Raw genomic sequence first — 21,705 nt, 5'->3', positions numbered from 1 at the left:
GCGACACCGTGCGAGCGGCGCGCGATGAACTCAGCCGAGACCTGATAGAGTTGGTTCTTGGCTTGCGTGTGGGTTTATCCCTCACGAACGTCGAACAGCAGCCCTCTTCTGCTCTCGACATATCCCATCCATCACTGAACGGAAGTTTCCACGCGTGGCAAACATCAAGTCGCAGATCAAGCGCAACAAGACCAACGAGAAGGCTCAGGCTCGCAACAAGACTGTCAAGTCGGAGCTCAAGACTGTCGTCCGCAACGCCCGCGAGGCCATTGCCAAGGGCGACAAGACCGCTGCTGAAGCAACGCTCAAGCTCGCGTCGAAGAAGCTCGACAAGGCCGTCAGCAAGGGCGTCGTGCACGAGAACCAGGCTGCTAACCGCAAGTCCTCGCTCGCGAAGCAGGTTGCAGCTCTCTGAGCTGACTCAAGCCGAGCTGACTCAAGCCGAGCTGATTCAAGCCGAGCTGATTCAAGCCGAGCTGATTCAAGCCGAGCTGAAGCTTTTCGAGAAGCCCGTCCCGTTCGCGGGGCGGGCTTCTTGCGTTCCATTCCCGCGTGCGCGTCCGGACGCGCCCTCCCCGCGTGCACGCCCGGATGCAGGGCGATCGTACGGATGCAGGGCGAAACGCCGATGGATGCCCCTGCATCCGTGCATCGGCACTGCAAGTGTGCAGCGCGGAAGAGTTCCGGGGCGACCGGGTGGGGCGACTACTCGCCGAACGGGGCTCTCGTCGCAATGACGGTGACCATGCGCTCCAGCGCGAAGATCGGGTCGCGGGCAGCACCCTTGACCTCGGCATCCGCCCTCGCCGTCGCCTGGATGGCGAGGCCAAGAGACCGCTCATTCCACCCGCTGAGGTCGCGGCGGGCTCGATCCACCTGCCAGTCCTTCATTCCCAGCCGCTGTGCGAGGCTGCGGCTCGGCTCGCGCTGACCGGCCACGCGGGCCATCGTGCGCAGCTTCATGGCGAAGGCGGCAACCATCGGCACCGGATCGGCACCGGAATCCAGCGCGTGGCGCAGAGCGACCAGTGCCTCGCCGTACCGGCCCGCGATCGCCGTGTCGGCGACGACGAACGCCGATACCTCGACCCGCCCGCCGTAGTACTTGGTGACCGTGTCTTCGCTGACGTCTCCCTCGACATCGCGAATCAGCTGCTGACATGCAGAAGCAAGTTCTGTGAGGTCGTCAGCGAACGCTGAGACCAGGGCGCGCAGAGCCTGCGGGGCAATGCGGCGCCGGGCCGCGGTGAATTCCCCGGCGGCGAAATCAACCCGATCGCTGTCTCGTTTGATCGTCGGGCAGGCGATCTCGATGCCGCCGCCCGTGCCAGAACGCAGTGCGTCAAGAAGCTTCTTCCCGCGGACACTCGCACCGGTGTGCCGGAGCAGCACCGTCGCGCCCTCCTGCGGGTTGCTGAGGTACGACACCGCCTCCTGCAGAAAAGCATCCGAGCACTTCTCCACGCCGGCCACCCGAACCAGTCGCGGCTCGCCAAACAGCGACGGCGAGGTGAGCGCCAGCAGCGTGCCCGGGGCGTAGTCGTCCGCGCGAACGTCGCTGACTTCCAATGCCGGGTCTTCGACGCGCAGGTAGTCACGGATGCCGGCGATGGCGCGCTCAGCGCACACCTCTTCCGGCCCCGAAACCAGCACGATCGGCGCTGGTCGCGGTTCGCGCCAAGACACCTGCGGGACTTTCGTTGCCTTCGCGCCACCACGAGCTGAGGAACGAGGAGCGGCCATGTTCCGAGCCTACCCGGGGTTGGGGACATCCTCGGTGCTGTCCGGGCAGGGTGCAGCAGTGCTTTCGCGGATTACTCGGGCGCGGCAGACGTCGATGGCTCAGGCGTGCTGGGCGGCTCCGATGGCTCCTGCGTCGGAGCCGGCGGTGCCGGAGGTTCCGGCGCGGCCGGAGGGGCTGTGGGCTCCGGTGCAGATGGAGGTTGCGTGGGCTCCGGTGCCGCCGGAGGATCCGTGGGCTCCGGCGTGGACGGCGGGTCCGTGGGCGTGGGATCTGGAGTCGGTGTCGGCGTGCCTGGCGGGTTCGTCGGTGTCGGTGTCGGCGTGCCTGGCGGGTCCGTCGGCGTCGGATCCGGAGTCGGTGTCGGAGTGCCTGGCGGGCCCGTCGGCGTCGGAGTGCCCGTCGGTGTCGGTGTCGGTGTTGGTGTCGGCGTCGGTGTCGGTGTCGGTGTGGACGTCGGCTTCGCCGGCTGCTCCGGCTTCGGAGGCTCCGGAACCTGCGCTGGCGTGCCACCCGTGATCGGAGTCCACGGTGCAACCACGACGGGATCCCCTGCGCCATCGAGGTAGCGGCGTGGATCGACGGCCGTACCGTTGACCCGCACTTCGAAGTGCAGGTGATCACCGAAGCTGTGGCCGGTGTTCCCCACGAGGCCAATCGGATCCCCGGCTTCTACCCAGTCGCCTTCTTTGACGGCGCGGCTGCCGTGGGTCAAGTGCCCGTAGAGCGTCTGCACGCCGTTGATGTGTTGGATGATGACGGCGACACCGTAGCCGTAATGCGACTCGCTGGAGAGCACGACGATTCCGGGCGACGCAGCCGTGATCGGTGTTCCGCCCGCGGCGGCGAGGTCCATGCCTTGGTGCCGCCCGCCTCGCGCGCCGAAGTGGTCCGAGATCCTGGCGTTCGCGACCGGCCAGATGAACTCGCCGATGGACGACATCGCAGCAGCATCCGGGAACCGTGAGAGGTCGACATTCATACCAGATTCGATGGCCGACCGGATGAGAGCTTCCCGGGCCGCTCGACTCTTCTCGGCGAGCTCTTCCATCGTCGTCGCCGAGTAGACGCTTGCCGAGCGAACTGACGCCTCGGCGAGGGCGCTCTCAGCAAACCGTTTCGCCACCTCGGAGAATCCCGCGGTGTGCGACTCCGGAGCCTCGATGTGGTCTGACACATCGTGTTCTGTGCTCGAGGCAGCAGCCTGCGGAGGGTTCTCGTTGCGTGAGCCGAGGTGCGTACCCGCTCCGATTGTCGCGACAGCCAGCGCGGCCGTAGCCATGCACGCGTAAGAGACGCGCATCCACCGTTTCACACGGGTGCGCGTAGCGCTCGCATCTCGATCTGATTCACCGGCTTGCATTCTTCCCCCGCATCCATCCTGAGCGCTTCGGACGGATGATACAAGCCCTCCAGCGTCCCCAGGCCACAGCGCCTGCTAGGAACCCTTCTCCCGCTCCGTCCACACCAACAGTTCTCCGTCCCGGAGTCCGATCAGGATGCGGCCCTGAAGGTCCGTGCGTACAACGAGAGCGCCAGCAGCCTCAGCAAGGTCAAGAGCCTCATCACGCGGATGCCCGTAGTCATTGTCCACCCCGGCGCTGAAGATCGCCACAGCAGCCCCCAGACGCTCGTACAGGCCGGGATCCTGGTCAGCACTGCCATGGTGCGCAACCTTCACCACGGCGTAGGGGCCAGTCAGCTGCGGGCTGAGCATGCGTTGCGGCAACGCCGAGATGTCGCCGAGGAAGATCGATCGCGGCACGTCTCCCCCGTCGAATTCGATCACAACGCTGGCGTCGTTGCCTGCCGGGAACGCTGCCGAGTCCTTCCGTGGCCACAGCACCTTCCACGATGCTGATCCGAGCGTGCCGTGCAACCCGGTGGATGCGGAGACCAGCCGCGCCCCGCCACCAGCGAGGCGTTCGAGCAGTTCCCGCTGATCCGCCGATTCACTGGGTCCGTGCAGAACAGTGTCGACACGCCCCTCGATCACTGACACCGCCCCGACGTGGTCCGCGTCGAAGTGCGTCAAGACCAGCAGGTTGATCCGGTCGACCGCCAGCGCATTGAGGCACGTTGAGAGCAGGTCAGGGTCCATGCCGGTGTCGATGAGTGCAATCTGCCCGGCAGATCGTATGACGAGCGCATCGCCCTGACCAATATCGCATGCGGCGATCGACCACCGCTCCGGAACCGCCGTTGCCGCCAGCGGCCCGGTCAGCAGCATCCGAGATCCCAGCAGCGCCGCCATGATCACGAGCACCGCGATGGATGCTCCGCGCACCCAGCGGATCGCCGCAAACCCGCCCGTGCATAGCAGCGCCCCCAACGCACCGCTGAGAATCGTTACGAGCAGCGCAGACCCGATTCCCGGGACGATGAGCACGGTTCCGCCCGGTACATTCGCCGAAACCGTCGCGGTGGTCGAGATCCACGCGGCCGGCAACCAGGCGAACGCCGCGAACAGATCGGCCAGCGGCGGAATGGGAGCGGCCAGACAGGCCAGCAGGCCGATGACGGTAGCGATTGGTGCCATGGGCCCAGCGAGCAGATTCGCGGGGATGCCGACGATCGACTGCTGCTCGGCGAACAGCGCGATGATCGGGCCGCAGGCGAGTTGGGCTGCCAACGAGATGCCGATGGCCAGGGCCAGGGGCGCCGGCATCCACTGGGCAAGCCCCCGCGACACGGGCGGCGCGAGCACGATGAGTGCGGCGGTCGCCGCGGCAGACAGCGCGAACCCGGGCGTCGCCGCCAGCCACGGGTCAGCGATGAGAATCGCCACAGCCGCGAGGCAGAGCACGCCCACCCCGGCGCTCGGACGCCCGCACAGCAGCGTGAGCATCGCCAGCCCCGCCATCACGCCCGCGCGAATGACGCTGGGTTCGGGCGTTACGAGAACCACGAACGCGGCAAGGGCGATCAGAGCCAGAACCACCCGCAGCGTGCGGCCGCCGCCGCAGAGCGACACCAGCCAGAAGACCGCACCCACCACGATTGCACAGTTGGCGCCCGACACAGCGGTCAAGTGGCTGAGGCCCGATGTCAGCATGGCTGCGTTCAGCTCTTCGGACACTGCCCGGGTATCGCCCACCGCCAACCCGGGCAGCAATCCCGCCCCGGGTTCGGGCAGTGCGACGGCCCGCTCAACGAAGTCTTCTCGTACCTGCGCCGCGACGTCGAACACACCGCTCGCTGGCTGGATGATCTCCGCCCGCGTGCCGAAGATGACCAGCGCCGCGCGTTCGCCAGGATCGGTCGTTTTCGCCTGCCCACCGATTCGAACGAGCGCCCCCAGATCGAGTCCGGATACCGGATCGACTCCGACGCGCATCGGCACCGCCAGCGGATCGGGATCACCGGGAACACCCGCGCGCGAGGTTTGCACGTCGAACCACAGCCGCTGATCGGTTCCGATCGACGACGATGATGAGATCACAGCGACGACCTCGATGAAACGACCGTCGAGTTCTTCGGCTTCGGCTCGTTGCGGTGCAGCGAAACCGGCCGTCATCGCCACGGCAGCCATGGCCAGCGCCACGACTGCCATCAGTCCCCCGCTTGTGACCATCGACGTCAGACGCGACGCCGAACGTACGCCGCGCACGGACTGCCGCGCGAGCACGCCCAGCACGGCAGCGCCCACCACGACGCCGGCCGCGACGCACCAGCCCGCGGCATCCGGCACGAAGACGCAGACGAGCGCCGCAGCCCATACGCCCAGCGCGAGCGGCACGAGGCGAAGATCGCGCACACGCGTGCTGCCGTTCACACCCGCACCAGATCTTGCAGCCCGGCCAGAAGCTTCTCCCCGATGCCGGAGACCGCCAGCAGATCTTCCACGGCCTGGAAGCGGCCGTTCTTCTCGCGCCACTCGATGATTCGCTGCGCCAGCGCCGGTCCGATCCGGGGCAGCGCCTCCAAGGCCGCCTGATCGGCGCTGTTGAGATTCACCAACCCATCGCTGTGCTGTGCTGCCCCGCCGGTGTCGACAGGTTCCCCGATGGCCGGCACGAGCAGCTGCTCACCGTCGCTGAGCGGCCGTGCCAGGTTCACCGCCTGCAGGTCGGCATCATCCAGCGTCCCGCCCGCTGCGGACAGGGCATCCACGACGCGGGCGTCGACATCGAGCAGGTACAGCCCAGGATTTTCGACCTGGCCGAGCACATGCACATATATCTCGCCGCCGACCGCGCTCTCCTCGCCGCCTGCGACTTCCGTCTGCACCGTCTGCACCGGCTGCGTCTGCCCGCGCACGATGCCGAGACCGACCGCAGCAGACAGCACGACCAGCCCGAGCACGACGGCCGCGCCGATACTCAGCTTCAGGCGAGATGCCCTGGGGCGAGCGGTCGCCGATTCAGTCGCTGACACTCCGCCACGTTAGGCAGACCGTCATCCAGGCGGCGGCGCCGATCACGGCATCCGTGGAGAAGTCATGCCTCGGCGCGGGTGTGCAGAAAGACTCAGCCCTTGACGGCGAAGCTCACGATCTTCGGCGCACGGACGATCACCTTCACGATCTCCCGGTCGCCGATAGCGCGGATGACACGTTCATCAGCTCGCGCCAGCGCCTCAAGCTCTGCCTCGCTGATCTTCGCCGAGACCTCGAGCTGCGCACGAACCTTTCCGCCGACCTGCACCACAGCGGTGATCGTCTCGTCCACCATCAACGCCGGATCTGCTTGACGCCAGGTAACCAGGCCCACAGACGGCTCGTGCCCGAGTGCTTCCCACATCTCCTCCGCAGTGTGCGGCGCAATGAGATCGAGCATCACCGCGATGGTCTCCACCGCTTCGCGAACCGCGGGGTCCGCGGCTCCGGCGCCGGAGTCGATCGTCTTGCGGGTGAGGTTCACCAACTCCATGAGGCGTGCGACGAGCACGTTGAATTTCGTCTGTTCGACGAGCCCGGGTGCCTCAGCCAGCAGGTGGTGGGTGCCACGGCGCAGCGCCGCATCGCCGTCTTTGAACAGCACGTCGACGGGGCTCGCCACATCGTTGCTCAGTCGCAGCGCACGGGCGAGGAACTTCTGCGCACCGGTCGTCGAAACGTCGGCCCAGTCCTTGTCGTCCTCCACGGGTCCGGCGAACGCAAGGCCGACACGCAGAGCGTCGGCACCATGCTTGTCGAGCTCTTCCTGGAACAGCACCAGGTTGCCCTTGCTCTTGGACATCTTCGCGCCATCGAGGATGACCATGCCCTGGTTGATCAGGCTGCTGAACGGCTCAGTGAAGTCGATCAGCCCCATGTCGAACAGCACCTTGGTGATGAAGCGTGCGTACAGCAGGTGCAGAATCGCGTGCTCGACACCGCCGATGTACGAGTCGACCGGCGCCCAGCGGTCCGCCTCGCTCGTCTCGAACGCCACCTTGTCGTTGTTCGGCGAGAGGAACCGCAAGAAGTACCACGAGCTGTCCACGAAGGTGTCCATGGTGTCGGCATCGCGCAGCACGGGGTCACCGCTGACGGGGTCGACGGTCTGCACCCAGGATTCTGCAGCACCCAGGGGGGACGTCCCCTTGGGCGTGAGGTCGAGTCCGGCGACGCTGGGCAGCTTCACCGGCAGCTGATCTTCTGGCACCGGCGTGACGTGGCCGTCTTCGTGATGCAGCATCGGGATCGGTGTGCCCCAGAAGCGCTGCCGGGAGATCAGCCAGTCGCGCAGACGGTAGTTCTTGGCCGCACGACCATTGCCGTTGGCTTCGAGCTGCTCGATGGCGCGTGCGACGGCGTTGCGCTTGGACAGTCCGTTCAGCTCGCCCGAGTTGATCATGCGTCCCTCGCCCGTGAGCGCGACACCCGTGACCGATGGATGCTGGTCGTCGAGACTCGCAGCGCCCGTGTCAATCGGAACGCCATCCTCGTCAACCTCGATCACCGGCATCGCACCGGTGATCGGAGCCGTCGTGTCGACAACGACCTTGACTGGCAGATCGAATGCGCGAGCGAAGTCGAGGTCGCGCTGATCGTGTGCGGGAACAGCCATCACGGCGCCGTGACCGTAGTCGGCCAGCACGTAGTCCGCCGCCCAGACCGGCAGCTTCTCACCGTTGACGGGGTTGATCGCATAACGCTCGAGGAAGACACCCGTCTTCGGCCGATCCGTGGCCTGACGATCGATATCGGTGGTCTTCTGCACCTTCGCGAGGTACTCCTGGAAAGCCGTCTTCACATCCGGCGACGCATCGGCGACCAGCTCTGCAGCCAGCTCGGCATCCGGTGCCACCACGAAGAACGTTGCACCGTGCAGGGTGTCCGGACGCGTCGAGAACACCGTCACCGGCTCCTCGCGGCCCTCGATGACGAAGTCGACATCGGCACCGATCGAGCGCCCGATCCAGTTGCGCTGCATCTGCAGCACCTTGTGCGGCCAGCGACCCTCGAGCTGGTTCAGATCATCCAGCAGGCGGTCTGCGTAGTCGGTGATCTTGAAGTACCACTGCGTGAGCTTCTTCTTGATGACCTCGGTGCCGCAGCGCTCGCAGCGACCATCGACGACCTGCTCGTTCGCCAGCACAGTCTGGTCGTTCGGGCACCAGTTGACCGGGCTCTTCTTGCGGTAGGCGAGCCCCCGCTCGTGCAGCTTCAGGAACAGCCACTGGTTCCAGTGGTAGTACTCCGGGTCGGAGGTGTGCAGCTCGCGCGACCAGTCGAACGATACGCCGTAGGCCTTGAAGCCCACCTTCTGCTGATCGATGTTCTGGTACGTCCACTCGCGCGGGTCGGCCCCGCGGCGGATAGCGGCGTTCTCCGCGGGAAGCCCGAAGGAGTCCCACCCGATCGGGTTCAGAACGTTGTGTCCGCGGTGCCGCCAGAAGCGCGCGACGATGTCGGAGTACAGGTAGTTCTCGGCGTGCCCCATGTGCAGGTCACCGGAGGGATACGGGAACATCGCCAGCACGAACTTGCGCGGCCTGGTGTCTTCTTCACCGCCCGCGAGGAACGTGTCGTTATCCGCCCAGTACTTCTGCCACTTGGCTTGGACAGCGTGCACCGACAGCGACTCGTCGGCGGCCTCGGTGGAGGGGGACAGATTTTCAGACAACGAACGGCCAATCACATAGAAGCGGACTGCGCAAAAAGTCAGGAACTTCCAGGATATCCGATCCCTACCGGCGCCACGCTTCCGGAAGTTCCGCGCCCAGAGCCGTCAACGGCGCCCGTGCCTTCGTCGCGACCTCATCGACTTCGGCAACAGCCACCGAGCCCCAGGTGATGCCGCCACCCGCGCCGATAACGGCGTCCTCCGCTGTGATCACGATGCTGCGGATGACCATCGCCAGATCAACTGCTCCGTCAACACCGACGTAGCCGAAGCATCCGCTGTACACGCCCCGCGGCCGGTGGCCCTCGAGCTCGTGCAGCACGGTCATCGCCGACAGCTTCGGCGCTCCGGTCATGCTGCCGGCCGGAAAGGCTGCCGCCCACAGCTCGTTCACCGTGAGACCGCTGCTGGCCTTCCCGGTGACCGTGGACACCAGCTGATGAACGGCCGGATAGGACTCGATCTTCCATAGTTCGTCGACCTGTATCGAACCCGGAACGCAGACACGGGACAGGTCGTTGCGCATGAGGTCGACGATCATGACGTTCTCGGCGCGTTCTTTGGGACTGTCGAGGAGCTCTGCGGCGAGCGCCGCATCTTCTGCAGGTGTGACCCCGCGCGGACGCGTCCCCTTGATCGGCCGGGTCTGGATGTGGCCGCCGGATGCACGCAGAAAAGTCTCCGGACTGGCGCTGAGCAGTGCTGTGTCACCGATCCGCACGAATCCGCCGTGGTGGGCGGGGGTCGCGCTCCGCAGCCGCAGGTAGGTCTCCAGCGGATCGTGCCGGCCCGGCACGATGAACCGTGTCGTCAGGCACAACTGGTAGGCATCTCCGGCGCGGATTACGGCGCGGCACTGCTCGATGAGACTCTCGTACTCCTCCGGCGTGTGCCGTGCGACGGCGACGGTTCGGTCGGATGCTGCCGCGGATGCTGCGCCGGCCTTCACCTGCACACAGCGCTCGAGCACCGGGTCTGCCCCCAGCATCCATACCGCGCCGGTCGGGTGATGAATGGCAATGGCGGCGCGCACGCGTATCCAGGCGGGTCCGACCTCGGAGCCGGCCGCTGTTGCACCGGCAGCCGCCGCCCCTGATTCGAAGTCCAGCCATCCGACCCAGCCACCGCGAAACGGCGGAGCGTCTGCCGGCGCGGCGAGCACTGCGGGGTCCGCGTCGATCAGCACGTTCCCCGGCCCCTGCGCATCGACATCTCCGGTACCGAGAACACTCCAGCCCTGGGTTGCTCCGTCTCCGGCATCCAGCCAGAACACGTCGGTAAACTCCGCGGCGAGCGCACGGAACGCACCGACGACATCGAGGGAAGAATCCAGACGTCGAAGTTCCAGCGGCGAGAGGTGCGGCACCCTCTCAGCGTAAGGCTCGATCAAGCACGTATTCTCGTGTGCGTGGACGACTTCCTCCAATGGCTTCTCGATGCTGTACAGGCAGTCGACCCGATTGCCCGCACACTGATCGCCGGTATCGCTGTCATGTTGGAGACCAGCATCCTGATCGGCTTGATCGTCCCGGGTGACACCATCGTGATCATCGCGTCCATGGGCGTCGAAGGGGTGGCCGAAGCAGTGGCGATGGTGCTCGTCGTGGTGGCGGGAGCGTTGATCGGCGAGAGCATCGGCTTCTGGCTCGGACGTTGGCTGGGGCCACGCATTCGCCATTCCTGGATCGGGACGAAGGTCGGCGAACGGCATTGGATGCGGGCCGAGCAATATCTGGCGCGGCGGGGCGGCATTGCAATCTTCATCTCGCGCTTCCTCCCGGTCCTGCACTCCCTCGTCCCCCTCACAGTGGGCATGAGTACCTACTCGTACCGTCGTTTCCTCGCTTGGACGGCACCGGCATGCCTCATCTGGGCAACGGCATATGTGACGGTCAGCTCTCTGGCTGCCGGCAGCTTCCGTGAGCTCGTGGACCGGGTGCACTTCGCCGGTTACGTGTTCGTGGGAATCATCGTGCTTTTTCTGCTGGTGGTCTTCTTCGGCAAGAAGCTGCTGACCCGCTGGGAAGATCGGCATATGCGCAGCACAGACGACGGCGAGAATGCCGCGTCGAACATGAAAGACTGAAACGATGTCCGAAGACAGCCCCACCAAGACCAGGATTCACTGGTTCGCCCGCCTGGAGCACCGCCTGCACAGCTGGCGCGAGAGCAGGGCGAGACGGCGTGGACGCACCGCGACGATTCAACCCTTCGCCGGCTACGGCGGCAGCGGCTGGGTGCGCGTCGTCGGTCGTGTGCTGATCGTTCCCCCGCAGCGCCGCACCGAGAACGGCGAGTACGCGAGTGTGCGCGGGTGGCGCAGCTTCGTGGGTATTCCGGTCAGCTTCGCCACGGTGCGCGTCATGATCGGCGGACGCACTCATGAAGTGATCGCCGATCGCGGTGGTGTCATCGACACCGTGATCAACGCGGATCTGCAACCGGGCTGGCAGAGCTTCACCGTGGCAGTGGAGAATCAGGAGCCCGTCGAAGCCAGCGCGTTCATCGTGGCTGACGACGTGACGTTCGGTGTGCTCTCCGACGTGGATGACACGGTCATGGTCACTGCGCTGCCTCGGCCCTTCATCGCCGCCTGGAACTCCTTCGTCATCGACGAGCATGCTCGTCTTCCTGTCCCCGGTATGGCTGTGCTGCTCGAACAGCTGGTGCGCCAGCATCCGGGCTCCCCCATGATCTACCTGTCCACCGGCGCATGGAATGTCGCCCCCACACTCAGCCGGTTCATGAACCGGCATCTGTTCCCCCGTGGCTCGATGCTGCTCACCGACTGGGGTCCGACGCACGATCGCTGGTTCCGCAGCGGACGCGAGCACAAGCTCACCAATCTGCGCCGACTCGCCGAAGAGTTCCCGAACGTGCGCTGGCTGCTGATCGGCGATGACGGGCAGCACGATGAGTCGATCTACACCGAGTTCATGCAGGAGCACCCTGATCTGGTCGCCGGCGTCGCCATTCGTCAGCTCTCCGCCACCGAGGCCATGCTCGCCGGTGGTCGGGCCGCATCCGATGACCATTCCGAGGACACCGTGCTGTGGGTGGCGGCATCCGACGGCGCCGGGCTCCGCGAGCGGCTGACCGAGCGCGGCATCCTGCACTGATGCCTCCCACCGTGTCGCTCGACCGCACGAGGTGGCAGCAGCGCGAACGCCAGCACCAGGAACGTGCGGATGCTTTGACCGCTGCACACCGCGAACGTGCCTCGCGCGGCGAGAAGCATCCGGTATGGGATTTTCTCTTCACCTATTACTCGTATGCACCCGCGCAACTACGGCGCTGGCATCCCGGAGCCGACGTCCAGCTCGACAATGCACCCGAGCGGGCCGGATGGCGCTGGTACGCGCCCGGCACGCGCACAGATTCCGTCGTTCCCGATGCCGGGGCCTTCGCTCGCGAGAAACAGCAGTTGGCTTCTCTCACCGAGCGGATGCTGCGCCGCACGGCCGCACGCCCCGGACAGTTCGGCTGCTTCGGACTGCACGAGTGGGCAATGGTTTATCGCGCCGACGAGCATCGGCATGCAGTACCGCTGCGCCTCGGCCGGGCCGGTACTGACGCGGTTGTCGAATCGCACGAGTTGCGCTGCACGCACTTCGACGCGTTCCGCTTCTTCACCCCCGAGGCCGTACCGCTTAACCGTCAGGTACTGAGCCGCGCCGATCAGCCGGAACGGGAACAGCCGGGGTGTCTGCATGCCGGTATGGACCTGTACAAGTGGGCAATGAAGCTCGGACCGCTGATCCCCGGTGAAGTGCTGCTCGACACCTTCGAACTGGCCCGCGACATCCGGCTGCTCGATATGGAAGCCGCCCCCTACGACCTGTCCGACTGGGATGTTACGCCCGTGCCGATCGAGACGGCAGAGGGCAAGGCCGATTATGTGCGTCGACAGCGCGGCTTCGCCGAACGCGGTCAGGCGCTGCGCGAGCGGATGCTGTCAGCGTGGCTGGGTCAGGATGCCGGTTCACAGTCCGCGCACGGCGCCCAGACAGCACCGGATGCTGCCAGCTCCAGCCGCAGCGTCATCACGCGCTCTGCAGCATCCTGAAGCCGTTCGGCAGAAAGGGATCCGGACTCGACCGCGGTCGTGATCCCGGCGGTGAGTTCGGATGCGGTCTCCGGAGTCGTGTGCGCGATCGACAGGACGAGGTCGTTGCCGGCGGCCACTGCAGCCACCGCGTTGGCAATCGGATCGGCGTATTCGGGGATCCCGGTGGATTGCAGCATGCCTAGGTCGTCGGTGACGATCACGCCGTCGAAACCGAGGTCGTCGCGGGCGATCTCGTGCCACCGGGGAGAAAGCGATGCCGGTGCCGAATCGACTGCTGTGTACGACAGATGCCCGAACATCAGCAGCGAAGCTCCGGCCTCGATTCCGGCAACGAACGGCACCGCGTCCGACTGCCGCCACTCATCAAGCGTCTTATCCGTGCTGGGGATCAGCTCGTGCGAATCGCCCGGGGCGGCGCCATGCCCGGGGAAATGTTTGAGTGTGGAGGCGGCGAACTGCTCCTCCGCCGTCACGGCTGCCGCGACGCGTTCGGCAGCGCTCGCCGGATCGGCTCCGAGAGCGCGGCCGAAGATGAACGATGTACGCTCCGATGTGGTGTCGGCGACGATGCCGAAGTTCACATTTGCTCCTGCTCGGGCGACGAGTGATCCACGAGCAGCGAAAGAGGCAGCGACCTCCGCGGCCGGGCGTTCCTTGAGGGTGGTCGAAGCGGGAAATTGGTCCCAGGGTAGCCGGGAGACGATCCCGCCCTCCTGATCGATGGCGATGAGCGGGCCCGGCAGGGACGAATCGGTTGCGAGCGCCGCGGATACTCGCTGCAGTTCGGCCTCCGACCCCGGCACATTCGCTCCCATGAGGATGAATCCGCCGATGCCGGTCTGCTCCATGCACCCCGACAACTCGGCGGGGTTCTGCGAGGAGATGTGCCCCATCACGATGCTTGCGGCTCGCTCGGAGGTTGTCATCTCGGCCACGAGCCGTTGTGTGGCGGCCGATGTCTCCGGGGCATCGGCAGGGTGCACAAGAGTCGGCTGGCCGGTCGCGGTGGGTGCGGTCGCGGTGGGTGCGGCGATAGCGGGCCCGGTGGTGACAGCGGCCGTCATGGCCACGACGACGGCAGCCAGGACGAATGGATGGCGGCGGCGCATGCTCACCGCGCGAGCGCGAGCGCAATGGGTTCGGATGATTCCGGTGTGCCGTTGCCGAAGCGGATTGTGCGTCCGATCGTCAGTGGCTCCGTCAGCGTGGCAGCGATGACAGCTGCGACATCGGCGCGCGCCACGGCACCGCTGCCCTGGGCATCCAACTCGATCCGCCCGGTCGGTTCATCGAAGGTGAGAGCGCCTGGCCCGAGGATCGTGCCTTCGAGATCGGTCGCGCGCAGGTGCTCATCAGCGGCCCATTTCGCATCGGCGTAGGCGAAGAATGAGTCATCCTCCGGCACACCGTGATCCGCCGTGGACCCGATCCACGAGACCATCACATAGCGGGCAACGCCGGCGCGCGCGGCAGCATCCATCGAACTGATCGCGGCATCGCGGTCGACGGCGTAGGTGCGGTCGGGGTTTCCCCCGCCCGCACCCGCAGACCAGACCACCGCGTCATGCCCACGGATGATCTCGGCGAGGGCTCCGACATCCGCGGTTTCGACGTCTGCGACCACGGCGGTGGCCCCGGTGGCTTCGACGTCGGCCGCGTGGTCCGGGTTGCGGATGACCGCGGTCACGTGGTCACCGCGATCCACGAGCAGGGGTGCGAGCAGAAGGGCGATGCGGCCGTGGCCGCCGAAGACGATGACACGAGACATGCGTCCAGGCTAACGCTGATGCCGCATAGAATCACGGGAGCATTCACCGGCCCCGATAGGAGCAGTCATGATCGAGCGCGAGATCACGCAGCGGGTATCGCTCACCGCGGAGAACGGCGGGCTGAACCACGCCGCCCTGGGGTGGACGCGCACGCCGCTGCATGACACATCGGGGATTCCCGGCCGCGGCCAGTGGGGGCGCAATAAGCGCTGGGAGTACTGGAGCGTCATGACCCCAAAGCACATCATCGCGCTCACCGTCTCCTGCATCGACTACCTGTCGTTGCATTCGGTGTGGGTGTACGACCGTGCCACAGGTGAGGCGATCGACACCACGGTGCTCTCCCCCGGCGGACGCAGCGCCACACTGCCGGCATCCCTCGGCGATGGTCCTGCCCGAGCACGCACCAAGAAGGTGACGCTCGACATCGACGAGATCGATGGTGGCACCCGACTGCGCGGCACAACACCACGGGTGTCTTTCGACATCATCGCCGATCGTCCGGCCGGACATGAGTCGCTCGGCGTCGTCGTGCCGTGGCGGCGCGGCGGCAGCACCCGTCGGTTCCAGTACACGGTCAAGGATGCCGCGCGGCCCGCGCACGGCACTCTCACCGTCGATGGCACAGCGCTCAACGTGCCAGAGGGCAGCTGGGCTGTTCTCGATCATGGGCGTGGACGCTGGCCGTACCAGGTGTGGTGGAACTGGGCGTCTGGCAGCGGAATCGTCGACGGTCGAGTGATCGGCCTGCAGCTCGGCTCGAAATGGACCGATGGATCAGGGGCGACCGAGAACGCCGTCGTCGTCGACGGAACGCTCTCGAAGATCAGCGAAGAGCTGGTCTGGGACTACGACTCATCCGACTGGATGAAGCCGTGGCACATCCACGGCAAGCGGGCGGATCTGACGTTCACGCCGTTTTACAACAAGCATTCGCGGACGAACGTGCTGGTCATCTCGACGCGTACCGATCAGCTGTTCGGAACATGGAGCGGCTGGGTGCTGGATTCCACCGATGAGCGCGTCTCGGTCGATGGGATCGAGGGCTTCGCCGAGGACGTCCTCAACCGGTGGTGATGAGTTCTGCGGCACGTTTGAGCGACCGTTGCACGCCCGTGGCAGCGCTGCGTCCGGCACGGTTCGCGCCGATCGTGCTGGCTGAAGGACCGTAACCGACGAGTTGGATGCGGGGGTCGGCGACGGCTGTCGTGCCCCGTCCGTTGCGGTCGAGCTGGATGCCGCCTGCTGCACTGCGCAGACGCAGGGGCGCGAGATGGGCGATCGCCGGGCGGAAACCGGTGGCCCACAGGATCACATCGACCTCCTCGAACGACCTGTCAGACCATCGCACACCGTCCGGCTCGATCCGCTCGAACATCGGGCGTCGGCGGGCATAAGCGCCGAGGCGTTCGGCTTCGCGCTCCTGAGGACGCAGCATGAGACCGGTGACTCCGACGACGCTCTGCGGCGGCAGGCCCTGGGCGACCCGCTTTTCGACGAGGGCAACCGCTGCGGCGCCGGCCTCGGGTGTGAAGTCGTCATCGCGCCACACCGGCTCGCGGCGGGTGACCCAGAGAGTTTCCGTCACGGGCGCGAGTGCGCCGAGGAACTGCACGGCGGAGGCACCACCGCCGACGACGAGGACGCTTTTGCCGGCGAAGTGGGCCGGCCCCGGGTAATCGACGGTGTGCAGTTGTTCCCCGACGAAGGTCTCCACCCCCGGATAGTGAGGCAGGAACGGCTGTGTCCAGGTGCCTGTCGCATTGACGAGCGTTCTGGTGTGCCAGTGGCGATCACCCGCGTGCACGACCAGCAGACCGTCGTCATCGGTTACCCGGTCGATCTTCACCGGCCTGAGCACCGGAAGCGCATGGTCTCGTTCGTAGTCTGAGAAGGATGCTGGCACCGCGACGTTCGCGCGTTGCATGCCGCGTGTCGGTGCTTCAGCTCCGGGAAGCTCGGCGACCCCGTGTACGTCGTTCATCGTCAACGCATCCCAGCGATGCTGCCAGGCCCCTCCCGGAGCGTCGTTCGCATCGAGAACGAGGTGATCGATGCCCAACCGCTTCAGATGATAGGAGGTCGACAGGCCCGCCTGGCCTGCTCCGATGACGATGCTCTCCGTGATCTCCATATCCATCACAACGCATACACTCGTGCCGATGTTCCCGCATACGCGGGTCGAAACACCCGGCCGCCCGCTCAATTGGCTAACGACGCTTCAGATGTTGTATTCTTTTCAAGTTGCCCCGTTCACCCGGGGAAGCAAGACGGGCCTGTGGCGCAGTTGGTAGCGCACCTGCATGGCATGCAGGGGGTCAGGGGTTCGAATCCCCTCAGGTCCACCAAAAGAAGCCCCCGGGAAACCGGGGGCTTCTTCGTTTTGTATGCCTAGCCCGCGCGGCGGTCCGACTAGTGCAGGAATGACCTCGCTTAGCATCGAGGTATGCCCCGAACAGCGTTGATCATTGAGGCACCAGCATCAGCCACGCTTGCTGCCCTGAGACAGAAGTTGGCCGTCGATGCGTGGCTCGCGCCAGAATCGCCCGCCCCGTTTATTGAGCTCACTGCAGCAGTCACACACGTATTCCCGGCCTATCCGCCTTACGGAGGGTTACACGATGCGCCGGTACCCCATGCCACGGTGGGCGACTCCGCTGGCTATGAAGAATTGCAAGAGGCTGAGCGAGCTATCGCCGCGGAGTTGCCACTGAGCGGGACAGCATCTGCCGTCGTCCTCCTCGTAGAGGGCTCACACGGCCGATGGCACGAGGCGAGACGTTTCCCGCTCTCGCTGGGCAAGGACAAATGACCTCCGCCGTAACTGCTGGAAGACGCGGCGTTCGTACGTCCGTCATGTGATGAGACGCCATCGGGGCGAGCGCGTTCGCCCCACGCTATCTTCCGCTACTACTTCGCTCGAGCTGGGGTCCCCTCAGACGTCGCCATCCGCGATGCTGGCGAGAGCGGCAAGGTGGCCTTCCAGAGCGCGACTTCCGTCTGGCGTGATCGCTATCCACGTAAGTTTTCGGGCATCCGCGCGGAGGGGCGAGCTTTCTTTTCTGACGGCGACGAGGCCCGCTTCACTGAGTATCTTGAGGCTTCTCGACAGATTGACGTCAGTGATCTCAAGGGCCTCACGAATCACCCCAAATTCCAATTCCGCCACGCGCCGCAGCAGTCCGCAGATACGGAGGCGCGTCGGAGAGTGAATCACCTCGTTGAACATAGGAATGATCTTGGCGCTCATCGCGTCTGGTCTCTCGTGCCGGCAATCTCGTTCCGGAGGGCGTCGTCGTATCGACGGCCCAAGACGAGAGTGACAGTGAATGCAACAACCGCGGGAATAGCAACCCACCACGGGCTGGCGCCGACGACCTTAATCGCAACCCCTGCTAGGAACGCCAGAAGGACTACCCCTAGCGTCACCAGGAGCAGACGCCTACTAAGCGGTCCTGCCGGCTGGGTGACCGTCACTCCATAGCGACTGCTGTAGGTCATGGTGAGAACTGGAATGGCCACAATGCTGAGGGCCACCACCATAATTGACGCTGGGCCCGAGAATGCTTGCGATCCCACGAGCAGTGCCACGATCAGCCCAAGCGCCGTGTGGTACCACCAGGGAGTGACAACCCGTTGAGACAAGCTCTTACCATCAGCGTCGAGGGTATTTAGCGCCTCGCGTGCTTGCGCTGATGTCGGCTGTGCCGGGGGTTTCGGAGAATCTCCCGAAGAATCGTTTTCCATAATTGAAAGTCTATGTGTGATTTACACTTTTAGAAAGTAACTTTTCGCGCTTCATCGTGCGGTGCCGTGCGCTGCTTACTATCGACGCGGCCGATCGGATCGGCGCTCTCGCTGAGGGCAGCTCGGGCTGCGGGCCAGTTGCTTTCATCGACATGCAGAGCGGTCCGAAGATAGGCCGTGCTCATCCGCTGGATCACCGCGACCCGCTCCGGGTTCTCGTCGGTGGTCTCGGCGACTTCATATCCAACGATCCCGCCCAACGCATGCTCGGCGCCGTAGAAGGAGAGCAGGTCGGTAGCTCCCGGGCTGTACGTGAAGGCATCGGCAAACCAATCGGGTCCGCGACTCGACATCATTGACTGGTCTTGGTCGCCCGCAACGACGAGGGTTGGCGTGGCCAACTCCCGGAACGAGGGTCGCATGAACGGGAAGTTCGCCTGCGCAAACGGGTGCAGGTCGTCACCACCAACACCGGTTGCTGAGAACAGGATGCCCGCGGTAACGCGGCTGTCAGACATATCTTCACCGACTTCGCCTGCATCATTGAGGATCCGTGCGCCAAGGAGCGACTGAGCGGTTTGCCCACCCCAGGAATGACCGGTGGCGGCAACGCGACTGTGGTCGACGCGCCCCGCAAGGCTCGGGACGGCTGCCTCGATCGTGTCGAGCTGGTCTAAGACGCGCGTGAGATCCGCGATCCGCTCAGACCAAATCGACGGGAAAACCGGGTGATCGAGACCGAACCCATTGCGGCGCGAGTCCAGATGCGTCGGCTGAATCACGACGAATCCGCGGGAGGCCCAGAACGCCGTCAGCGGCGCGTACCCGTCGAGGTTCCACCCGTTCCCGTGAGAGAACACGACGATGGGGAGGTTCGTGCCGGTTGCCGGGGCAGACACTCGAACTTCCAATGGGACAGGTCGCCCCGAGGCGGACAACTCGACGGGAGCGACGGAGACGACCGGAGCGCCTCCCCCAACGATGCCGTCCAGCGTGTCGACGATGAATGAAGCCATGACAGGTTCCTTCCTCAGGGGGCGCTGTGCGATAGTAGTTATCGGAGCATTGTTCCGCAACAATACGGAACAACGTTCCGAAACACAAATGCACGCCGCCAGTTTCGATGGGATGTCACATGACCATTGCTCGTTCCAAGCAGGTTGGTCGCCCTAGAAGCAGCGCCGAAACACTGCTCAGCGCAGCGGCAGCAGTGTTCGTGACGTCCGGAGTTGATGCCCCGGTACGGGAGATCGCGGCAAAGGCTGGCGTCGGCGTGGGGACGATCTACCGCCACTTTCCGACGCGTCCGGAGCTGGTGGTTGCGGTCTACCGCCACCAGGTCGAGGCATGCGCAAATGCGGGACCACGACTGCTCGCGGAGAGCGCGACGCCAGAGGCGGCTCTGCGGGCTTGGCTGGCCTTGTTCGTGGATTTCCTCGTAACTAAGCACGGACTCGCCGGCGCAATGCAAGGAGACAGCGCCGGATCCGACGCTCTGCACACCTATTTCGTTGACCGGCTCGTCCCCGTGTGCGCCGCGCTCCTCGAGGCAGCGCGCGAGTCTGCACACGCAGTGCCCTCGGTGAATGCCTACAACGTACTCAGAGGAGTCGGGAACCTCTGCATCGGTGCAGCGAGCGACGATCGGTATGAGGCAGATACTCTCGTGCAATTGTTCATTTCGGGCGTTCTAGCCCCGGGTGCTCGCTGACACGCTGCTAGATGCGACTCACTTTAGGGGCTGCCAACGGCCGTCTCATAGGCATTTGCTACCCTGACGGTAGTCAGTGACACCGAGGGACGACCTTCGGCAGGTGCATCATCAGGGGACGGCCCCATCAAGGAGCCCGTGGTGTCCCCCACAGATCTGAAACACCTGGTCGGAGCATCCGACATCGTCCGCGTCGTACTCGGCTGGAGCGCATTCGGCGCGCTACTGCTCGTCCGTCCACTGCTCGCAGCACCAGTCCCGGCGGCACTGCTGATCATCGCGCTCGTCGTGATCATCGCCGTGATCCTGGTCTGCGCGTTCGGCGTCGTGAAGCAGGCGGAAGCACTCGCCCATCGTCTCGGTGATCCCTACGGCTCGCTCGTGCTCACCCTCTCGATCGTGCTCATCGAGGTGATCCTCATCTCAGCGGTCATGCTCGGCCCCGGCGAGCATGCCACGATCGCCCGCGACTCCGTCATGGCGGTGTCAATGATCATCCTCAACCTCGTCGTCGGCCTCGCCCTGCTCGTCGGCGGCATCCGTCACCGCGGTATGACTCACAACCGAACCGGTACTTCGGCGTATCTCGCGATGCTCGTCGTGCTCGTCGCGCTCGCGTTCGCCCTGCCCGCGCTCATCGGAGAGAACGGCTCGTACACGCCGACGCAGCAATTCCCGATCATCGTCATCACACTCGTGCTCTACAGCTTTTTCCTGTTCCGCCAGATGGGATCGCAGGCAGGGGACTTCGTCGAGGTCGATGAGCGAGTATCGTCTGCCCCGCAGCACGCGACCCAGACCGCGACTGGGAGGCTCGGCGTCCGGCAGGTGATCCGCACACACCGCACCGAAGTGCTCGTCCGTCTCACGTTGCTCGTGATCACCGTCGTCCCGATCGTGCTGCTGTCACACGATATGGCTGCGCTCCTAGACGACGGCCTCGGCCGCCTCGGCGCACCGGCCGCACTCGCCGGCGTACTCATCGCCGCCATCGTGTTCCTCCCTGAATCCATCACCGCCGTCCGTGCAGCACTGGGCGGCGAGGCCCAGCGTGTGAACAACCTCTGCCACGGCGCACTCGTCTCGACCGTCGGACTCACTATTCCGGCTGTGCTCGTGATCGGTATGCTCACCGGCCAGACCGTGATCCTCGCGGAATCACCGGCGAACCTGTTGATGCTCGGCGCGACGCTGCTGCTGTCCGTCACGACCTTCGCCGCGAAGAGCGTGACGGCAATGCACGGGGCAACGCACCTCGCCCTCTTCGCCGTCTACGCGATCATTCTCTTCAGCTGACAACTGTCCACCGCGCTGGAAACGCCCCGGAATCCGGCGCGTCCAGACCTTGCTATGGTGGAAAGGATGCTCGTGGCCTCACGAGCAGGGAGCGCTTGCGCGCTCTCACGCGGGACGCGCCCGACTGCGCGACAACCGCAACCGATCTACTTCCCCCTCGAGGATGCACCGTAATTCGGCGCGCCTCAAAGCACCCCGAACCGAAAGGAGTCGCACCCCGGGTCTCTCGTCTGTGTGCTGCCATGCACCTCAGTGACCCAGGTTCGTTCCCCGTCATGCTGACAGCATCATCGATTCATCTGCCCATCACCACCCCCTCT

Annotated in this window: 20 protein-coding genes and 1 tRNA gene; 9 read left to right on the top strand and 12 right to left on the bottom strand. The window is 65.3% G+C overall.

Annotated features, from left to right (window positions below; all coding sequences use genetic code 11):
• Positions 1-154 precede the first annotated feature (154 nt).
• On the top strand, positions 155-415 hold the full coding sequence (gene rpsT, locus ACSU1L_RS01080; protein WP_438255754.1) for a 30S ribosomal protein S20: 261 nt from the start codon (positions 155-157) through the stop codon (positions 413-415).
• Between the two features lie 290 nt (positions 416-705).
• Here rpsT and holA read toward each other — a convergent pair whose 3' ends face one another.
• The 6 genes from holA to ACSU1L_RS01050 all read right to left on the bottom strand — a co-directional run bounded on the left by holA (position 706) and on the right by ACSU1L_RS01050 (position 10,183).
• Entirely contained in the window at positions 706-1,743 is a 1,038-nt protein-coding gene (holA, locus tag ACSU1L_RS01075; protein ID WP_439254321.1) for a DNA polymerase III subunit delta, read from the bottom strand.
• Positions 1,744-1,814: 71 nt separating this feature from the next.
• Positions 1,815-3,044 carry a M23 family metallopeptidase gene (locus ACSU1L_RS01070; protein WP_439254319.1) on the bottom strand — a complete coding sequence of 410 codons (1,230 nt, stop codon included), beginning with the start codon at positions 3,042-3,044 and terminating at the stop codon, positions 1,815-1,817.
• Between the two features lie 135 nt (positions 3,045-3,179).
• Positions 3,180-5,516, bottom strand: a complete 2,337-nt coding sequence (locus tag ACSU1L_RS01065; protein ID WP_439254318.1) for a ComEC/Rec2 family competence protein — start codon at positions 5,514-5,516, stop codon at positions 3,180-3,182.
• Entirely contained in the window at positions 5,513-6,118 is a 606-nt protein-coding gene (locus tag ACSU1L_RS01060) for a helix-hairpin-helix domain-containing protein (RefSeq protein ID WP_439254316.1), read from the bottom strand. The genes ACSU1L_RS01065 and ACSU1L_RS01060 overlap by 4 nt, the downstream gene beginning before the upstream one ends.
• A gap of 92 nt (positions 6,119-6,210) precedes the next feature.
• On the bottom strand, positions 6,211-8,793 hold the full coding sequence (gene leuS / locus ACSU1L_RS01055; RefSeq protein WP_439254315.1) for a leucine--tRNA ligase: 2,583 nt from the start codon (positions 8,791-8,793) through the stop codon (positions 6,211-6,213).
• A 64-nt stretch (positions 8,794-8,857) separates the two neighbouring features.
• Positions 8,858-10,183, bottom strand: a complete 1,326-nt coding sequence (locus ACSU1L_RS01050) for an anthranilate synthase component I family protein (protein WP_439254314.1) — start codon at positions 10,181-10,183, stop codon at positions 8,858-8,860.
• Between the two features lie 18 nt (positions 10,184-10,201).
• Between ACSU1L_RS01050 and ACSU1L_RS01045 the strand changes: the two genes are divergently transcribed.
• The 3 genes from ACSU1L_RS01045 to ACSU1L_RS01035 are packed head-to-tail and all read left to right on the top strand — an operon-like array spanning position 10,202 to position 12,859.
• Positions 10,202-10,879: a DedA family protein gene (locus tag ACSU1L_RS01045; protein WP_438255747.1), complete on the top strand. Its 678-nt coding sequence runs from the start codon at positions 10,202-10,204 to the stop codon at positions 10,877-10,879.
• Between the two features lie 4 nt (positions 10,880-10,883).
• The gene (locus tag ACSU1L_RS01040; protein ID WP_438255746.1) at positions 10,884-11,912 is read left to right on the top strand and encodes an App1 family protein; all 1,029 of its coding nucleotides are present in this window, start codon (positions 10,884-10,886) and stop codon (positions 11,910-11,912) included.
• A complete protein-coding gene (locus ACSU1L_RS01035; protein ID WP_439254312.1) occupies positions 11,912-12,859 on the top strand; it encodes a 3-methyladenine DNA glycosylase in 948 nt (315 codons plus the stop codon). The genes ACSU1L_RS01040 and ACSU1L_RS01035 overlap by 1 nt, the downstream gene beginning before the upstream one ends.
• Here ACSU1L_RS01035 and ACSU1L_RS01030 read toward each other — a convergent pair.
• Entirely contained in the window at positions 12,763-13,971 is a 1,209-nt protein-coding gene (locus ACSU1L_RS01030; RefSeq protein WP_439255028.1) for a glycoside hydrolase family 3 N-terminal domain-containing protein, read from the bottom strand. The genes ACSU1L_RS01035 and ACSU1L_RS01030 overlap by 97 nt on opposite strands.
• A 2-nt stretch (positions 13,972-13,973) precedes the next feature.
• Positions 13,974-14,630 carry an SDR family oxidoreductase gene (locus ACSU1L_RS01025; RefSeq protein WP_439254311.1) on the bottom strand — a complete coding sequence of 219 codons (657 nt, stop codon included), beginning with the start codon at positions 14,628-14,630 and terminating at the stop codon, positions 13,974-13,976.
• A 67-nt stretch (positions 14,631-14,697) separates the two neighbouring features.
• Between ACSU1L_RS01025 and ACSU1L_RS01020 the strand changes: the two genes are divergently transcribed.
• The gene (locus ACSU1L_RS01020) at positions 14,698-15,708 is read left to right on the top strand and encodes a DUF2804 domain-containing protein (RefSeq protein ID WP_439254310.1); all 1,011 of its coding nucleotides are present in this window, start codon (positions 14,698-14,700) and stop codon (positions 15,706-15,708) included.
• On the opposite strand, the gene ACSU1L_RS01015 is transcribed toward ACSU1L_RS01020, so the two are convergent.
• Positions 15,695-16,765, bottom strand: a complete 1,071-nt coding sequence (locus tag ACSU1L_RS01015; protein WP_439255027.1) for an NAD(P)-binding domain-containing protein — start codon at positions 16,763-16,765, stop codon at positions 15,695-15,697. The genes ACSU1L_RS01020 and ACSU1L_RS01015 overlap by 14 nt on opposite strands.
• 138 nt (positions 16,766-16,903) lie before the next feature.
• Here ACSU1L_RS01015 and ACSU1L_RS01010 point away from each other — a divergent pair.
• Both ACSU1L_RS01010 and ACSU1L_RS01005 read left to right on the top strand, forming a co-directional pair.
• A tRNA-Ala gene (locus ACSU1L_RS01010) sits at positions 16,904-16,979 on the top strand.
• A 98-nt stretch (positions 16,980-17,077) separates the two neighbouring features.
• The gene (locus ACSU1L_RS01005; protein WP_439254309.1) at positions 17,078-17,443 is read left to right on the top strand and encodes a 2'-5' RNA ligase family protein; all 366 of its coding nucleotides are present in this window, start codon (positions 17,078-17,080) and stop codon (positions 17,441-17,443) included.
• Positions 17,444-17,566: 123 nt separating this feature from the next.
• Here ACSU1L_RS01005 and ACSU1L_RS01000 read toward each other — a convergent pair whose 3' ends face one another.
• The 3 genes from ACSU1L_RS01000 to ACSU1L_RS00990 are packed head-to-tail and all read right to left on the bottom strand — an operon-like array spanning position 17,567 to position 19,394.
• Entirely contained in the window at positions 17,567-17,881 is a 315-nt protein-coding gene (locus ACSU1L_RS01000) for a transcriptional regulator (RefSeq protein WP_439254308.1), read from the bottom strand.
• Positions 17,878-18,378, bottom strand: coding sequence for a hypothetical protein (locus tag ACSU1L_RS00995; protein ID WP_439254307.1), 501 nt, complete (start codon positions 18,376-18,378; stop codon positions 17,878-17,880). The genes ACSU1L_RS01000 and ACSU1L_RS00995 overlap by 4 nt, the downstream gene beginning before the upstream one ends.
• A 29-nt stretch (positions 18,379-18,407) precedes the next feature.
• Positions 18,408-19,394: an alpha/beta hydrolase family protein gene (locus ACSU1L_RS00990; RefSeq protein ID WP_439254306.1), complete on the bottom strand. Its 987-nt coding sequence runs from the start codon at positions 19,392-19,394 to the stop codon at positions 18,408-18,410.
• 119 nt (positions 19,395-19,513) lie between these two features.
• Between ACSU1L_RS00990 and ACSU1L_RS00985 the strand changes: the two genes are divergently transcribed.
• Both ACSU1L_RS00985 and ACSU1L_RS00980 read left to right on the top strand, forming a co-directional pair.
• Positions 19,514-20,089 (top strand): TetR/AcrR family transcriptional regulator, encoded by a 576-nt coding sequence (locus tag ACSU1L_RS00985; protein WP_439254305.1) that lies wholly within the window; start codon positions 19,514-19,516, stop codon positions 20,087-20,089.
• Positions 20,090-20,230: 141 nt separating this feature from the next.
• Positions 20,231-21,385, top strand: a complete 1,155-nt coding sequence (locus tag ACSU1L_RS00980; protein WP_439254304.1) for a calcium:proton antiporter — start codon at positions 20,231-20,233, stop codon at positions 21,383-21,385.
• Positions 21,386-21,705 lie beyond the last annotated feature (320 nt).

Origin of the sequence: Microbacterium sp. A94 (assembly GCF_051842855.1) — a bacterium.
In the GTDB taxonomy this organism is placed as follows: Bacteria; Actinomycetota; Actinomycetes; order Actinomycetales; family Microbacteriaceae; genus Microbacterium.
Note: the sequence above shows the minus strand (reverse complement) of the source record. Positions and strands in the feature narration are given on the sequence as shown.